Genomic DNA, 12,255 nt, shown 5'->3' with positions numbered 1-12,255 from the left:
GCATGGCTTTTTCCTCGGGACATGGCTGGGAATCGAACAACTCGTGCGTAATTATCTGGCCAATGCGCAGATTCTGCTCAATACAATTACATCTCCAGATTCATACTCTCATCGAGTAGCGCCAACTGCACCCCCTCCGCCCTCGCCAACTTCTCCCTCGCCCGCTCTACGTAGTTCTGCACCGCGCCGCGCGTGATCCCCAGTTCACGCGCAATTGCCGAATACGTCATCCCGCGCTCATACGCGAAGAGGCACGCCGCTTCCCGCAGGCTCAGGAACGACAACCACGCTACGGGCAGGTGCTCTTCCTCTTCACCAGCCTTGCTCGCGTCGTCCCAGTCCATCCACCGCCTATGCCGCCCAGCCAGCCTGTCCAGATCCACCAGGTCGCCCACGAGAACCTCTCGCCGCGGCGCACGGTAATGGCCCTCCATCTCCGCCAGCGCATAGTCAAGCGTCTTCACCATGCTGTCGTACAGGGCGGCGTCGTGGTCATTGGACTCTCTCCGCGCACGCTTGCGGGCTTCTCGGATCGATTCGCGAGTGGACTCGTACTCCGCGATCAGGTCGTCCAGATCCCGACGCATGGGTGTCCCTTCACAGGTTGTCCACAGTCTATCTACAGACTTATCCACAAGCCACGCATGCCTCGTCCTTCAGCCAACTGAGTTCCTGCGCGAGCTCCGCGTAAGCGAGAGCGAGCGCCATGCCGCCTCTGGTCGAATGGCAGCTTCCATCATCGTGACGAGCTCTGCGGTATCCTTCGCCCACGCCGCATTCGTATGAACCCGAACGACTTTGCTCAGATAATCCCGAGAATCGCGCCCGTAGGCTGGAACGACATCGATTTTCCCCGGCAGCTTAGCCGTCCATGCCGGCGATGCAACCATGTCCCGGGTGGATACCGACTGGTCTATCAACCAGTCCACAACCCCATAGCGCGACAGCTTGTCCGGCTCGACAAGTCGGCTTGCACCCGGAGAGTCCAGATTGGCGTCCACGACGAGGACACTGCGGCCCCAATTCGCGAGCACTCGTGCGACGGCAAACGCCGTGGTCGTCCGACCCGTGCCACCGTTCACAGCGTACAGCAGAATGCGCTCCATACCTTTCACCCTCTATCGAAGTCACAGCGCATGGATTCTTCCCTCCGTCATCAACGTTCATCGAGGCGGGCTGCGTGCCAAAAGAGCTTCGATGCATCAGGGAAATTGAGCCGACCAATGCTGAAAAGATCAGACCGCAGGAAAATTTTCGCGCGAAGGCGCTGCCACCTGCGTAGACGGTCGAACCAGAACCCGATGAGCGCACGGATCGGTATGTACGAGCCCGCAGCGTCAAAAGCCTCAAGCCCGTCGTACGCGATGAACACCCATTGGTCGATTGCCGTGAGATGCTCGTCTATCGTATCAAGCACATCGCTTGCTTCTTCAAAATTGCGACTAATCGCCGGATACCAAGCGCTGACGTCGCTCATCTCAACGACCGAAACCCAGTCCTGCGGGAACCGCTCATGGACGAAGTCGCGAATTTCAGACGAATTGTGCAGAAGACAACGGAGCAGGAGTCCGAGCCAAAACACCCGCCACCCGATCACGTCCTCGTCTCGGAGGCATTCAATCGTGGCCTCGGGAGCCGGGAACGAGTCATTCTGGCCATAACCACGCACCCAGTTCTGTTGCGCCACGAGATCCGACCGTTCAATTGTCCGTTCGGTCAAGATGAGCATGACTTCCGGATCGCAGATACGACCTTCCATCACCATCGACTTCGTCATCTCTTTCCCCCGTGACGTTCGTTCAACTTATTTGATCCTATAATAGCACATATATACTGGTTGTCAACACCTAAATTGCTCTTCCTGTCCATCCAAGCCCCTGTTCCAACGCCCGCTGCATGCTCCACCTCAGATCCGGCGAAAGATCCTGCAAGTTCCTCAGCGCCCAGTCCAGATAGTCCAGCGGCACTTCCTTCAGCGGCATGCCCTTGTGCTTGCCGAACGGCATCGTCTGCACCTCAATCGGCGACTCCGCAAAGGCGATTAGCTCGTCCACATCGTCGGGATACCCCGCCTCCAGATACGCACGGAGCTCCCGCTCGAACACGTGCGCCGTCACGATCGCGTCGCCAAGCGCACGGTGGGGTTGTCCCACTTCCACGTCGATCCCGAGCCAGTACCGGAGGACTTGGTTCGAGTGCCGCGGCGCGTCCGGCCAGAGATGCTGTGCCAAGCGCTTCGAACAGATCCACGGTCGGCCGGTCTCCGGCAACATCCCGCGGTCGAACTCAGCGTTGTGCGCCACCAGAACCGCGTCGCCGATGTATCCGAGCACCTTCGGCCATACCTGAGACAGCCGCGGCTTGCCCGCGACGTCGCGGTCTGTGATGTGGTGCACCGCGGAGGCCTCCGGCGGGATCGGACAGCCTGGATCGACCAGCGCCGAGTACACGATCTGCGGCTCACGCTCAAGCCCCACCTCGACCAACGCGAGCTCGACGACGCGACCCTCCGGCGGCAACCCTGTCGTTTCCGTGTCCACCACTACGAATCGTGCTTCATGTAATCTCAACGCGTCCCCTTCTTTCGCTTTGGCTTTCTTGCCTCAAGGTCTGCCCCGACCGGTGGTTTACCCACCGGCTTCGAGAACACCCGCGCGCCGTACTTCTCCCGAAGATACCGATCCATCTCCACCGGGTCCATTCGGTAGATGGAGATCTCCGACGCCCCGCTCGCCCGTTCCCTGTGTCGATTCGGCACCGGCGTGCCGTGCTCATGTCTCATTGCCATGGGTCCTTCGCTCCTCTCGTTTGTATCGCTCCATACGGTGGGACTCGATCGCGGCGCGCACCATCTGGCACATCTCGTCTTCCGATAGATCGCTCGTGTCAATGACCAGACCCCGCGCGTACTGCCACTGTTGCTCCGTCTCGTCCTCGTGCGTCCGCATGTCGGGCAATTCTCCGTCTCGCTCCAAAATCCGACGTCTCCGCACGAACTCGGAGGCGGTGAGCACGATCACCAAAAACCCGTGCTGATCGGCCCACACCGCCTCCTCCATGGTTCGACCGTCGTCGATCACGATCGGACTCGCAGCGTGCCGCAGGACCTCTTCCGCCGCGAGCAGCATCGGATTCGGCTTGAAGCCTCGCAGGAATCGCCCTGTTCGTTGCAAGTACGGTCTGCGCACCGCCTTGCTCGCGCCTTTGAGCCACGGCGCGGCAATGTCGAGCACGGCCTCGACGGGCGTCGCCATCGAATACCGGACGTAGCCCATCTCCCGGCGCAGGTACTGCGCAACCGTGCTCTTGCCAGCGCCCATGGGCCCCATGAGGAATACGTGCTGGAGTTTCCGTTCCATAACCGTTACCCCTAACGAACGTATGTTCTAATTCTGAGCATAACGAATACATGTTCGATGTGCACGTGTCCAAATCGTTACGTTGCACAAAGGTCCTGGTGAAGAAGCACCTCGATCTCGACCCGAGGATGTCTCCGATCCACCGCAAAGTCCATCTCCTGAATGAGTACCCATCGGTCCTCGGGATAGAGTACGCCTTCGAGCGCGTCCAACAACACTTTCTCTCGGTTGTGTGTATCCATTCGACGGCGCGACGGCCAGAAGTACCAGAGCCGCAAAACCACCTTGACACCGGGCTGTGGCATCGCCCAGCCTGTCTCCCGCCGCCACCGAAGCGCCAGGTACGCCGCGTCCCGCCGGAACCGTTGCGCCTGGAAGGTGAGAACCCGCATCCGCTGCCCCGTTTGCGGATGGACATAGGTCCGATACGCGTGGTTGACGGAAGGCGGGAGTGGCAAGATCAGACGTTGCATATCGACCAGAACTCCTGTCCATGTTACGAGGCTTGCGGGTTTTTGGATTGAAAGAGGGTGTCCAGCAACTGCGCAAGGTAGGCCTGCTCGGCTCGATAGCGCTCGTAGAGTTGATTGGCATGGTCGCTGTCGCAGTTCACCAGCCACAAGGCCTTCGCGCGTGCAACGCGTTCACCGGCTTGTTGCAACTGTTCCTTGAGGAACTCGAATCGTTCGTTCATTGATCTCGCCCTCCCGGTATTCGTCGCGACAGTCCTCGCAGAGCACGCTCCACGGGTAGGTCACGTAGTGACCACAAAGTCGGCATCGGTGTCTCTCCAGTTTGCGTTGCGGACGTCTAAGCATGCTTGAAATCCCTCTTTCGTTTGGGTCGAAATGTGCCTTCTGGCCTCAAAATGTACTCCTGTACGCGCACCTGGCCGTTGACTTCCATCACAACCTCGAGCACAGTGGGCAACCCCCGTCGCCATTTGAGTGGCCGGGCTTCGACGACCGTCGCTTGACGCTGTTCCCGCGGGTCCGTCATGCGCTACCACCTCACTCCTCCTCGGCTACGGCTTCCGGCGTTGCGGGCGGCCTTCGACGCTCCGGCGGGTCAATCGGGATCCACACCCGCTCCCTGCGCCACGGCACCAACAGTCGACGCAAGCGCCTCCGCCAAACCTCGCGTCGATTCATGGTCGTCCTCCTTTCGTTCGAGATCGACCGGATACAGACACCCCACCACCCGGAAACCAATGCACGGTTCCTGCTCCACGCCGGGCGGCGGAGGCTTTCGGCGTCTGTATTGCTCACGCCAAGCGTAGAACTCGACGATCTCGCCCGAGCGAAGCAGCGGTTGATGCTGCGGCGAGCACCGTCCGAGTTGCAACCATGCGTGCTTGCGAAGCAGATTCCCGTCGCGATCCCGCACGTCATACACCAGTGCCACAAGGTCCCGATTCGGTGTGTGCCGACTCCACAAGGCGAACTCCGCTGTGTACCGCTCCAGTGTGGCCCGCATGTCAATGCCCCCTGACCGGATCGAGATACGCCACCTGCGCCTTTTGCCCTGTGGCCGGGATCGTCACCGTCTTGAGCTCCACCTTGACCTGGCGCCCTAAGCACTGAGACAAGTTCGTCGAGAGCTTCGACACGTAATCGGTGTACCCGATCGCGAGCAGGTCGCGCTTTAACCACGCAAGAGCCTTTTCGTTGTCAACGATCGGCCGATTGTGGAAAATGCGGCGTCCTTTCAGTGAACCCTCGTCCACAACCAGCACCAAGGCGAGATGAACCCCGTCGTTCCCCTTGTTCTTCTTTACCTCTGCCTTCTCCAATCGGCACAGGTACTTTCCATCCGGCAACGGCTCATATCCGCCCTTGGCAGGCTCCACCTTCATGTACTTCTCGTCCAAGTCGGCCAGATTCATAGTTCAACCTCCTGTTCTACATTGTTCCAGGTCATGAGAGTATATCGAGGCGACTCCTCTCTGCTGAAGAGGGGAGTGAATGACAACGATAAGGTTTTGGAGTGCCCTTAAGTGTCTCGGGATTCCTCCAGCCCAATCGCAGCAATGCACTCCATGGTGTATTCCACCGGTCCAATGTCGTCCCAGTCGATCACGAATATGTCTTGCTCGGGCTCAAACTTGACCAACGTCCCCAACGCCTCATCTTCTGAGCGATGATAGACCCGATCCCCAACTCGAATGGGAATGTCCGTACCATCGTAGTAATGTTCATTGACGAAGACGTGCCCGGCAAACACCTCTTCCAATTGCTCTTGCGCGATCTCCAGCGCTTCGTCTCTCGAAACCCCAATCGCTAATAAGGTCCGAAATCCATCGGCCAGCAATTCGTTTGCTCGGAAGAGATCAAGATCTTCCATATCTTGTTCACCAACCAGATAAGATGTTCGCGAACACCGTTTGCTTAAGGGCGTGGGTACGTTTCGCGTCGACAAGTTCGAAGGAATACCGAGAGTGATCAATAAAGCTAAGCTCGACTCGAGAATACTTCGCCATCTCGTATCTCTCCGTGATGTTGCCCATACACGGCAGCCACCTGCCGTCGCAATCCTTCCAACACGATTTCCTCAGAAAAACCCATGTCCCTTAGTGTCTCAATCCCTGCGGCAATTCGCTCGCACGTCATCCGCAGCAAGAGATCGTCCAAGACGGTCATTGCTCACCCACCCCAATCACACACGGCACCTCGGTCTGTTCACAAACCCAATCCTCCGCACATTTGGTGATCGGCTCTTCCATGTCGTCAAGCAGCGTGACGAGATCCCCGCTCGGCACCAAGCGAATCACGATCTCCTGACAAAGCGGCCACTCAAACTCCTCGTCGACGATTGTCCCAGTTGCCGTTTGCAAGGCCTCCAACGGCGTTGCTGCAACGACGTAACCGTAGTTCTCGTCGGTGATGTACCAGAGCTTGCTCATGGCTCATCGTCCGCCTCCCTCACCCAAGCGAACAAGGCCTGCGGAATCGACAACTCCATCCATTGCCCCGCTCGGTCGACAGACTCAACCCGACAGAACAACTGACGAACGCCACGGCCTGTCCCGTCAGGGACATGCACGGCGAGAAAGCCGCCCGCATAGGGATCCCCGACCACCTCGACGTTGCCAAAGAGATTCGTGTCCCAGCGGCTCGATGGCATTTGCTCTCACCCCGCTTTGTTCACCACGCCATCACAACATGATTCACCTTGTGCGACTGAGTTGCTGTATAGACGCATGCAGAGTTTCTAGATCATGGTGGATTGACATTGACAAAAACAGCAAAATCAAAGAAACCGGAATCGACAGGGTTATCAGGCTAGCCACCCCAAGTTTCCATCCGCCACCAATGGAGACCCAGGCCGATACACCCAAAACACTCACACAAGCGAAGAAAACTACATTTTGAAACATCATCCACGCGTTTGTTGCAGCCTGGATGTACATCAGTTCGAACATCGTCCTTCACCCCAAGCAAATTGTTTAACTCACTACCAACGGCCCGCCACTCCTAGGTTCGTCTCCTCGTCGCAACACCAAGTTGAGGCCGTCGCGCAACTTATGTGCCGTAGATTCGTCCACCACAAGTTCCACCGTCCCGTGCTCGTCCTGCATCATCACACGAATTGCCGAGTCCTCGGCGATCACCTGAACTTCCGCGTCTCGCACGCTCAACCGCACGCCGTCTCCTCCTCCCGCGCTCGTTGCTGCCGTGCCAACGTAGCCAGCGCCATGCGCTCCTCGTCCAACGCCAACCGCACCTGCTCCGCCACAAGCTCATGCCCAAGCTCATCGCCCTTCCGGACACTGAGCAGCGCCTGACTCGCGTCCACCCGGCGCTTCACTGCGGCATACAGCATCATCAAGGCCTGATATCGCTCGGTCGGAACCAACACCACATCGTCACCCGGCCTCGTCTGCAACCGCACCACATCCACGCACGTCCGCGCCAATGACTGCGCCTCACGGAGATCGTGATAGAGATCCAAGAGGGAATCCAACATCTCTCGGTACGCATGCGCGCGATCGCGCAATGCTCGATTGTGACTTGCCTCGCATTGCGCCCAATGCGACTGCAGTTCGCGCAGGAAATGATCGTAACACTCGCAGACGATGGTCAGACGGTTGTACACCTCAGCCACGGACACGTCCCACGTCGTTTCCATTCCGCCATGCCTCCTTTGCTTCGCGCAAGATGGTGGATACCTCCGCTCGCGCCTCTTGGAGGCGCGCATACGCCAATGGTTCAGCAGGATCGTCGGCCCAATCGTAAGCCACCTCAGCGACGCGAAGGCGTTCCACAGCTTCGAAGAGCGCCACTTGGTAGGCTCGGTACGCTTCGCTGACCTCCCACGCCTCGGGTCGTCGTCCAACACGCCAAGCAACCATGCCCACCTCACCTCATTTATGCGTGGTTTGCAGGGCAAATCAGTCGCGCGTCAGGATCGCGGAGATCAGATGCAAGTTTTCGTCTTCGTCTGTAAAAAGCACCGAGTTCCTACCCTGTGCCACCTGCATCCGCACGACCCTGCTTGACTCCACCGCTTCCAACATCTCCAGCACGTACCGCGCATTCAGCGAGACCTTGATTTCTTCTCCCGCGAACTCAACCAACGGCACCTCTTCACGCGCGCGCCCGCGCTCGGTCGACCTCGACGTCAACTCCAGCGTGCCGCCCTTCACATACAGCGATACGGTGTGGTGTTCGTGTTCCGCCATCACGGTCACGCGCTCAATGGCTTCCTCCAACCGTCTCCGCTCCACACTGCACGCCGCCGCGAACTCCTGCGGCATCACCCGCGACGTGTCCGGATACTCGCCCTGGTACAGGCGCCCGAACAACTGCGCGCCGTCCCACGCGAACATCACGTAACTCGCCGACTGGTAGACTTGCAGGGTCGCATCGTCGTCCGCATCCAGGAGCCTGGTTAGCTCGGTGAGCGCGCGCCGAGGGATCGTGCAACGAATCGACATCTCCCGGTCGACCGTTTGCGACACTTTCGCCAGCCTCAGCCCGTCCGTAGCCATCCAAGCCAGCTTGCCGTCCTCGTAGCCTACGTAGACACCCTCCAGGATCGGTCGCGCCGGATCCTGCTTTGCCGCGGCGTACCCCACGCCCTCGACAGCCGCCACCAGCGTCTTCGCTGGGATCTCCACCGGCTCGATGCCCTTCATATCTGGCAGTCCCGGGAATTCCAACGGAGCAAAGCCATGCAATTCTGCGTGCGTGGTTCCAACGTCGATCGACGCATTGTAATGAGGATCGAGCGTCGCAATATCCACAACCCCATCTGGAAGCCGCCTCACCAACTCCGCGAACAGCTTCGCTGGAAGTACGACGTCGCCCGGATCCACCACCGACGCCTCGACGGTCATGCGCAGCGCGACGTCGTAGTCGTAGGCGCTCAACGTCACCTGACCATGCTCCGCTTCGATCAAGACACCCTGCAACACCGGCGCGGGTGCACGCGTTTGTGCAATGCGCGCCAGTGCAGTCAGCGCGGGCTCCAAGACTTGCTGTTCAATCAGACAGCGCATGGCGTCTCATCCCCCTCGGATCCTCCCATCAACACCTCACGCAGCTTTCTGCGATCCCACGGCGCAATCGCTTCGGGAAGGACGAGATACACCGTGTTGACAATCGTCACCTTGCAGTGCTTCGGGACTGCCATGACCAACCGCATCTCGTCGCAGGGTTGATTGGGATCGTAGGTCATATGCGCCACTCGCTTCTCGTAAACCGGCGGATACTCGCCTTCCTCGACGATCCCCAGACACAAGCCACGCTTGATCCGAACCCTGCCGTTTTCCCAAACCGCGAACTCGATCATCCGCTGAATTCCCCCTCACCTATGTGCGGTTTGTACGACAAGCGGCGCGATCTCGCCGTTGCGATACTCGAACATCGGCATCCCCAAGGCCTCCGCGATCGTCCGTTCCAGCCGTGCGCCTCGCGAGGACTCCCAACCCGGCAGGAACACCACCGCGTGACATCCAAGAAGACAGTGCAGCGCCGCCCGCATCCAATCGTCCCAAGCCCAGTCCTCGTCGCCGCGGATCTCCGCCGGGTTGACCACAATGAGGCCCTGCGCTCGCAACCTTGCCGCCGCCTTGTGAAACGCCGGGCGGTTGAAGTCCGGGTAGCCGGACATGGGCCCGGCTAAGTACCAGCGACCATCCCGCTTCATCGTCTCCAGGTCTTTCAGTGCCACGCGCATCGCCATCCCTCTTGCTCCTCTGCGTATCGATCAATGACCTCAAACCACCGCGCGAACCGCGCCCGCAGCGCCTGACCCGCCCGCGGATTGTAGTCCTCCAGTTCGACGATCAGTTCGTCCGTTTCGCAGGCGAGGTTGATGAGGGCGTCCAGGTAGTCCTTCGAAACGACAGTCTCCATCGCATTCTCCTTTCAAAATGGAAACTCTTAAGTTGGTTTCGAACTGAAAAACGATCAGGTTGGAATGAGAGGGGAAAGTGACTTTTTAAGAACACACGGCTTCCTCACACAATTCCCACCGCCTCTGCGGCCACCTTCGCCTCTTCGTGCCTCTGCACCACGTCTCGGAAGATCTCCCACCTGTGCGGCAGCACCATTGAGTACCGCACCAGGAGCTCCTGTCGCTCCAGCCGTTGTCCAAGCACCGCATTGAGCAGCGCGTTCGCCTCGTCCATCGTCTCGGGCAACAGCGCGTACGGGATGTTGTGCGCCTTGAAGATCCGCTTAAGCAACTCTTCTTGCCTCGGCGTCGGCTTCGTCAGGAGCTCCGCCGCCTCCCACCGCGTCTGCGGCGCCTGCAGACCTCGACGCTCCAGCGCCGCCACCTGCTTCTCCGTCGGCGGCAGGTCCATCCACTCTTCCTCGGCACCCACAGCGCTCCTCGACAGCCCAATCTGCGCGTAGGTCGCCGCCGTGCCCCAGGCCATTTCCGCGTCCGGCCCGAAGTACACCCGGTGCATCTCGGGTTTCTTCTCGGGGGCGTCCGAATCGAACACGCCGTAAGCGACGTACCACCCCGCCTGGGTCTGCTCGACACGGACGTAATTGCCCTTGAAGTCTCGCGCGAGCCACACACGCTCGCGCACCCGCATCCACCGGAACGCGCTCGCCGTAAGCCGCTTGGCGACCCTCGGCCCTCGCTCGCCGCCGGCCCGCTCGCGCTTCTCGCCGTTCTCCTCCTTGTCCTCGCCCGCGAGCAGTCGATCCACCGTCATCAGCCGATGCACGTCCGTGACCCCAACCACGTCGAGCACAAGACAATCCTGCTTGAAGATGTGCGGCGCAATCCGTAACCCGCGCCCAACACACTGTACATAGAGACTGTGACTCAAGGTAGGTCGCGCCATGATGATGCACGAGACTTCAGGACGATCGAATCCTTCTGTAAGCACTCCATAGTTGCATAGGACTCGAATATTTCCATCTGAGAACGCGTCAAGGGTCTGTCGGCGCTCTTCCTTGGGCAGGGCGCCGTGCACCACCGCGACGGGGACTCCCGCCTTCTCAAACTCCTCCGCCAGATGATAGGCATGCTCGACGCTCGCACAAAACGCGATCGTCAACCTATCGGAGGCCTGCGCCTGCCACGCCGCGACAATCTGCTTGTTGACGCTCGGCGTGTCCACCGCGCCCTCGACCTCGGCATCGGACCAGTCGGCGCCATCGTCCTTGCCCTCAAGACCCTCAACGATTTCGAGCTTCACGGACTTTGGCGGCACCAGCCAGCCCATGTCGATCAGATCGTGAATCCCGATCGCGTAAGCCACACCATCGTACACCTTACGGAGATCCGCCTTGTCGGTGCGGTACGGCGTCGCCGTGAGCCCCAGATGCACGTGACCTTCCGGCACCGAGCCGAGGAACCCGAGCGCGTGGTAGATTCGCATGTACGTCCTCGCCGTTGCATGGTGGCACTCATCCGTGATCACCGTCGGCGTCGTCTCATGCGCCGCCATCCAGCGCTCCAAGCGCTCCGGCTGCGAGATCGTCTGTACGCTTGCCACGGCGAAGTCCGCCTCGACGTCGTCGTCCGGCCCCTGGATCCGCCCGATCTTGACCTCGCGGCCCTTCTCCGCGAGCGCGTCGAACACCACCGAGAACTTGTCGAGTGTTTGGTCGAGCAATTCGTCTCTATGCGCCAAAAACAACACCGGCCCGCGCTCCAGCCGCTCCACCGCAAACTGTGACGATATCACCGTCTTTCCGGCCCCTGTCGCCGCCACGAGGACGGGACGGGGCTTGGGATACCGTCGAATCGCGTCGACGGCTTCGACCTGATAGTCGCGGAGCTTCAGTTCGTTCTGATGCTTGGCCGTGATGACTCTCAAAGGGCCTCACTCCTCAATAGATAATGAACAAGCTCCACATCGACTTCATCTTCTGCTGAGTTCCATTGCCTTAACGTCTCGATATGCTTGCAGTGCAAGGCGGGCAATCAGCGATAATGCCTCTGATGAAAGTTCGAGACGTTTTTCGGATTCCAGATCCTCTACACGAACGAAGGTGACATACCTTGAACATTCTTCGTTCGGCGTGATTGACTCGGCCGCAAACCACACCCTTGACCGAAGCCAGAGATACGTATACAGGTGATCTGTAGGGTGGGTTGCACAAAATCTTCTTAATAGACTGTCTGTGACACCGGAAACCCAATAGATTGCGTAGCGCGGATGAAGTTGTCCTTTCTTCGGTTTTGAGAACTCTTGGAATGTAAACTCCTGCATATGCTGGCCGAACAGGCTTTTAAGCAACTTTCGCCATCTATGAACTCCGGGGCCATAGAGCAAAACAGGCGAACGCCAACTGGTGTCGGAACGCACCATGGAAAAACCAAGATATGTGAGCAACTGAACACCGCTCGAATTCATGACACGAGGACTCAATATCTCGTGTTCACCGTTCATTGCGTATCACTTCCCATTTCAAAGGCTTCGGCT

Annotated in this window: 22 protein-coding genes; all 22 read right to left on the bottom strand. The window is 59.2% G+C overall.

What is annotated here, in order from left to right; all coding sequences use genetic code 11:
* Nucleotides 1–86: 86 nt before the first annotated feature.
* The 22 genes from J3481_RS10965 to J3481_RS10860 all read right to left on the bottom strand — a co-directional run bounded on the left by J3481_RS10965 (nucleotide 87) and on the right by J3481_RS10860 (nucleotide 12,222).
* The gene (locus tag J3481_RS10965; protein ID WP_206832070.1) at nucleotides 87–587 is read right to left on the bottom strand and encodes a sigma factor-like helix-turn-helix DNA-binding protein; all 501 of its coding nucleotides are present in this window, start codon (nucleotides 585–587) and stop codon (nucleotides 87–89) included.
* A 69-nt stretch (nucleotides 588–656) separates the two neighbouring features.
* Complete coding sequence (locus J3481_RS10960) at nucleotides 657–1,106, bottom strand: P-loop NTPase family protein (RefSeq protein ID WP_206832071.1); 450 nt, start codon at nucleotides 1,104–1,106, stop codon at nucleotides 657–659.
* Nucleotides 1,107–1,156: 50 nt separating this feature from the next.
* Nucleotides 1,157–1,777, bottom strand: coding sequence for a hypothetical protein (locus J3481_RS10955; RefSeq protein WP_206832072.1), 621 nt, complete (start codon nucleotides 1,775–1,777; stop codon nucleotides 1,157–1,159).
* A gap of 70 nt (nucleotides 1,778–1,847) precedes the next feature.
* The gene (locus J3481_RS10950; protein WP_206832073.1) at nucleotides 1,848–2,570 is read right to left on the bottom strand and encodes a putative quorum-sensing-regulated virulence factor; all 723 of its coding nucleotides are present in this window, start codon (nucleotides 2,568–2,570) and stop codon (nucleotides 1,848–1,850) included.
* The gene (locus tag J3481_RS10945) at nucleotides 2,567–2,788 is read right to left on the bottom strand and encodes a hypothetical protein (RefSeq protein ID WP_206832074.1); all 222 of its coding nucleotides are present in this window, start codon (nucleotides 2,786–2,788) and stop codon (nucleotides 2,567–2,569) included. Before J3481_RS10945 ends, J3481_RS10950 begins: the two co-directional genes overlap by 4 nt.
* Nucleotides 2,772–3,359, bottom strand: a complete 588-nt coding sequence (locus J3481_RS10940; RefSeq protein ID WP_206832075.1) for an AAA family ATPase — start codon at nucleotides 3,357–3,359, stop codon at nucleotides 2,772–2,774. The genes J3481_RS10945 and J3481_RS10940 overlap by 17 nt, the downstream gene beginning before the upstream one ends.
* 77 nt (nucleotides 3,360–3,436) lie before the next feature.
* Nucleotides 3,437–3,832 (bottom strand): RusA family crossover junction endodeoxyribonuclease, encoded by a 396-nt coding sequence (locus tag J3481_RS10935; RefSeq protein WP_206832076.1) that lies wholly within the window; start codon nucleotides 3,830–3,832, stop codon nucleotides 3,437–3,439.
* A 23-nt stretch (nucleotides 3,833–3,855) separates the two neighbouring features.
* The gene (locus J3481_RS10930; RefSeq protein WP_206832077.1) at nucleotides 3,856–4,053 is read right to left on the bottom strand and encodes a hypothetical protein; all 198 of its coding nucleotides are present in this window, start codon (nucleotides 4,051–4,053) and stop codon (nucleotides 3,856–3,858) included.
* A 374-nt stretch (nucleotides 4,054–4,427) separates the two neighbouring features.
* Entirely contained in the window at nucleotides 4,428–4,835 is a 408-nt protein-coding gene (locus J3481_RS10925; protein WP_206832078.1) for a hypothetical protein, read from the bottom strand.
* Between the two features lies 1 nt (nucleotide 4,836).
* Nucleotides 4,837–5,244, bottom strand: coding sequence for a DUF669 domain-containing protein (locus J3481_RS10920; RefSeq protein ID WP_206832079.1), 408 nt, complete (start codon nucleotides 5,242–5,244; stop codon nucleotides 4,837–4,839).
* Nucleotides 5,245–5,351: 107 nt separating this feature from the next.
* On the bottom strand, nucleotides 5,352–5,702 hold the full coding sequence (locus J3481_RS10915; protein ID WP_014464628.1) for a hypothetical protein: 351 nt from the start codon (nucleotides 5,700–5,702) through the stop codon (nucleotides 5,352–5,354).
* 292 nt (nucleotides 5,703–5,994) lie between these two features.
* Nucleotides 5,995–6,261, bottom strand: coding sequence for a hypothetical protein (locus tag J3481_RS10910; RefSeq protein WP_206832080.1), 267 nt, complete (start codon nucleotides 6,259–6,261; stop codon nucleotides 5,995–5,997).
* Nucleotides 6,258–6,482, bottom strand: coding sequence for a hypothetical protein (locus J3481_RS10905; protein WP_195867964.1), 225 nt, complete (start codon nucleotides 6,480–6,482; stop codon nucleotides 6,258–6,260). Before J3481_RS10905 ends, J3481_RS10910 begins: the two co-directional genes overlap by 4 nt.
* Nucleotides 6,483–6,525: 43 nt before the next feature.
* Nucleotides 6,526–6,780 (bottom strand): hypothetical protein, encoded by a 255-nt coding sequence (locus J3481_RS10900; protein ID WP_195867965.1) that lies wholly within the window; start codon nucleotides 6,778–6,780, stop codon nucleotides 6,526–6,528.
* 24 nt (nucleotides 6,781–6,804) lie between these two features.
* The gene (locus J3481_RS10895) at nucleotides 6,805–7,002 is read right to left on the bottom strand and encodes a hypothetical protein (protein WP_195867966.1); all 198 of its coding nucleotides are present in this window, start codon (nucleotides 7,000–7,002) and stop codon (nucleotides 6,805–6,807) included.
* Nucleotides 6,993–7,487: a hypothetical protein gene (locus J3481_RS10890; protein WP_236011560.1), complete on the bottom strand. Its 495-nt coding sequence runs from the start codon at nucleotides 7,485–7,487 to the stop codon at nucleotides 6,993–6,995. The genes J3481_RS10895 and J3481_RS10890 overlap by 10 nt, the downstream gene beginning before the upstream one ends.
* A gap of 262 nt (nucleotides 7,488–7,749) precedes the next feature.
* Nucleotides 7,750–8,859: a DNA polymerase III subunit beta gene (gene dnaN, locus J3481_RS10885; protein ID WP_206832082.1), complete on the bottom strand. Its 1,110-nt coding sequence runs from the start codon at nucleotides 8,857–8,859 to the stop codon at nucleotides 7,750–7,752.
* Complete coding sequence (locus J3481_RS10880) at nucleotides 8,847–9,152, bottom strand: hypothetical protein (RefSeq protein ID WP_206832083.1); 306 nt, start codon at nucleotides 9,150–9,152, stop codon at nucleotides 8,847–8,849. The genes dnaN and J3481_RS10880 overlap by 13 nt, the downstream gene beginning before the upstream one ends.
* Nucleotides 9,153–9,167: 15 nt before the next feature.
* Nucleotides 9,168–9,539 (bottom strand): DUF1937 family protein, encoded by a 372-nt coding sequence (locus J3481_RS10875; protein ID WP_236011559.1) that lies wholly within the window; start codon nucleotides 9,537–9,539, stop codon nucleotides 9,168–9,170.
* On the bottom strand, nucleotides 9,524–9,718 hold the full coding sequence (locus J3481_RS10870; RefSeq protein WP_206832084.1) for a hypothetical protein: 195 nt from the start codon (nucleotides 9,716–9,718) through the stop codon (nucleotides 9,524–9,526). Before J3481_RS10870 ends, J3481_RS10875 begins: the two co-directional genes overlap by 16 nt.
* A 104-nt stretch (nucleotides 9,719–9,822) precedes the next feature.
* Nucleotides 9,823–11,646, bottom strand: coding sequence for a DEAD/DEAH box helicase (locus tag J3481_RS10865; protein WP_206832085.1), 1,824 nt, complete (start codon nucleotides 11,644–11,646; stop codon nucleotides 9,823–9,825).
* Between the two features lie 45 nt (nucleotides 11,647–11,691).
* Entirely contained in the window at nucleotides 11,692–12,222 is a 531-nt protein-coding gene (locus J3481_RS10860; protein ID WP_206832086.1) for a hypothetical protein, read from the bottom strand.
* Between the last annotated feature and the right edge of the window lie 33 nt (nucleotides 12,223–12,255).

The organism is Alicyclobacillus fructus (assembly GCF_017329605.1).
Taxonomy (GTDB): Bacteria; Bacillota; Bacilli; order Alicyclobacillales; family Alicyclobacillaceae; genus Alicyclobacillus; species Alicyclobacillus fructus.
This window is presented reverse-complemented; position numbering and strand designations above follow the sequence as displayed.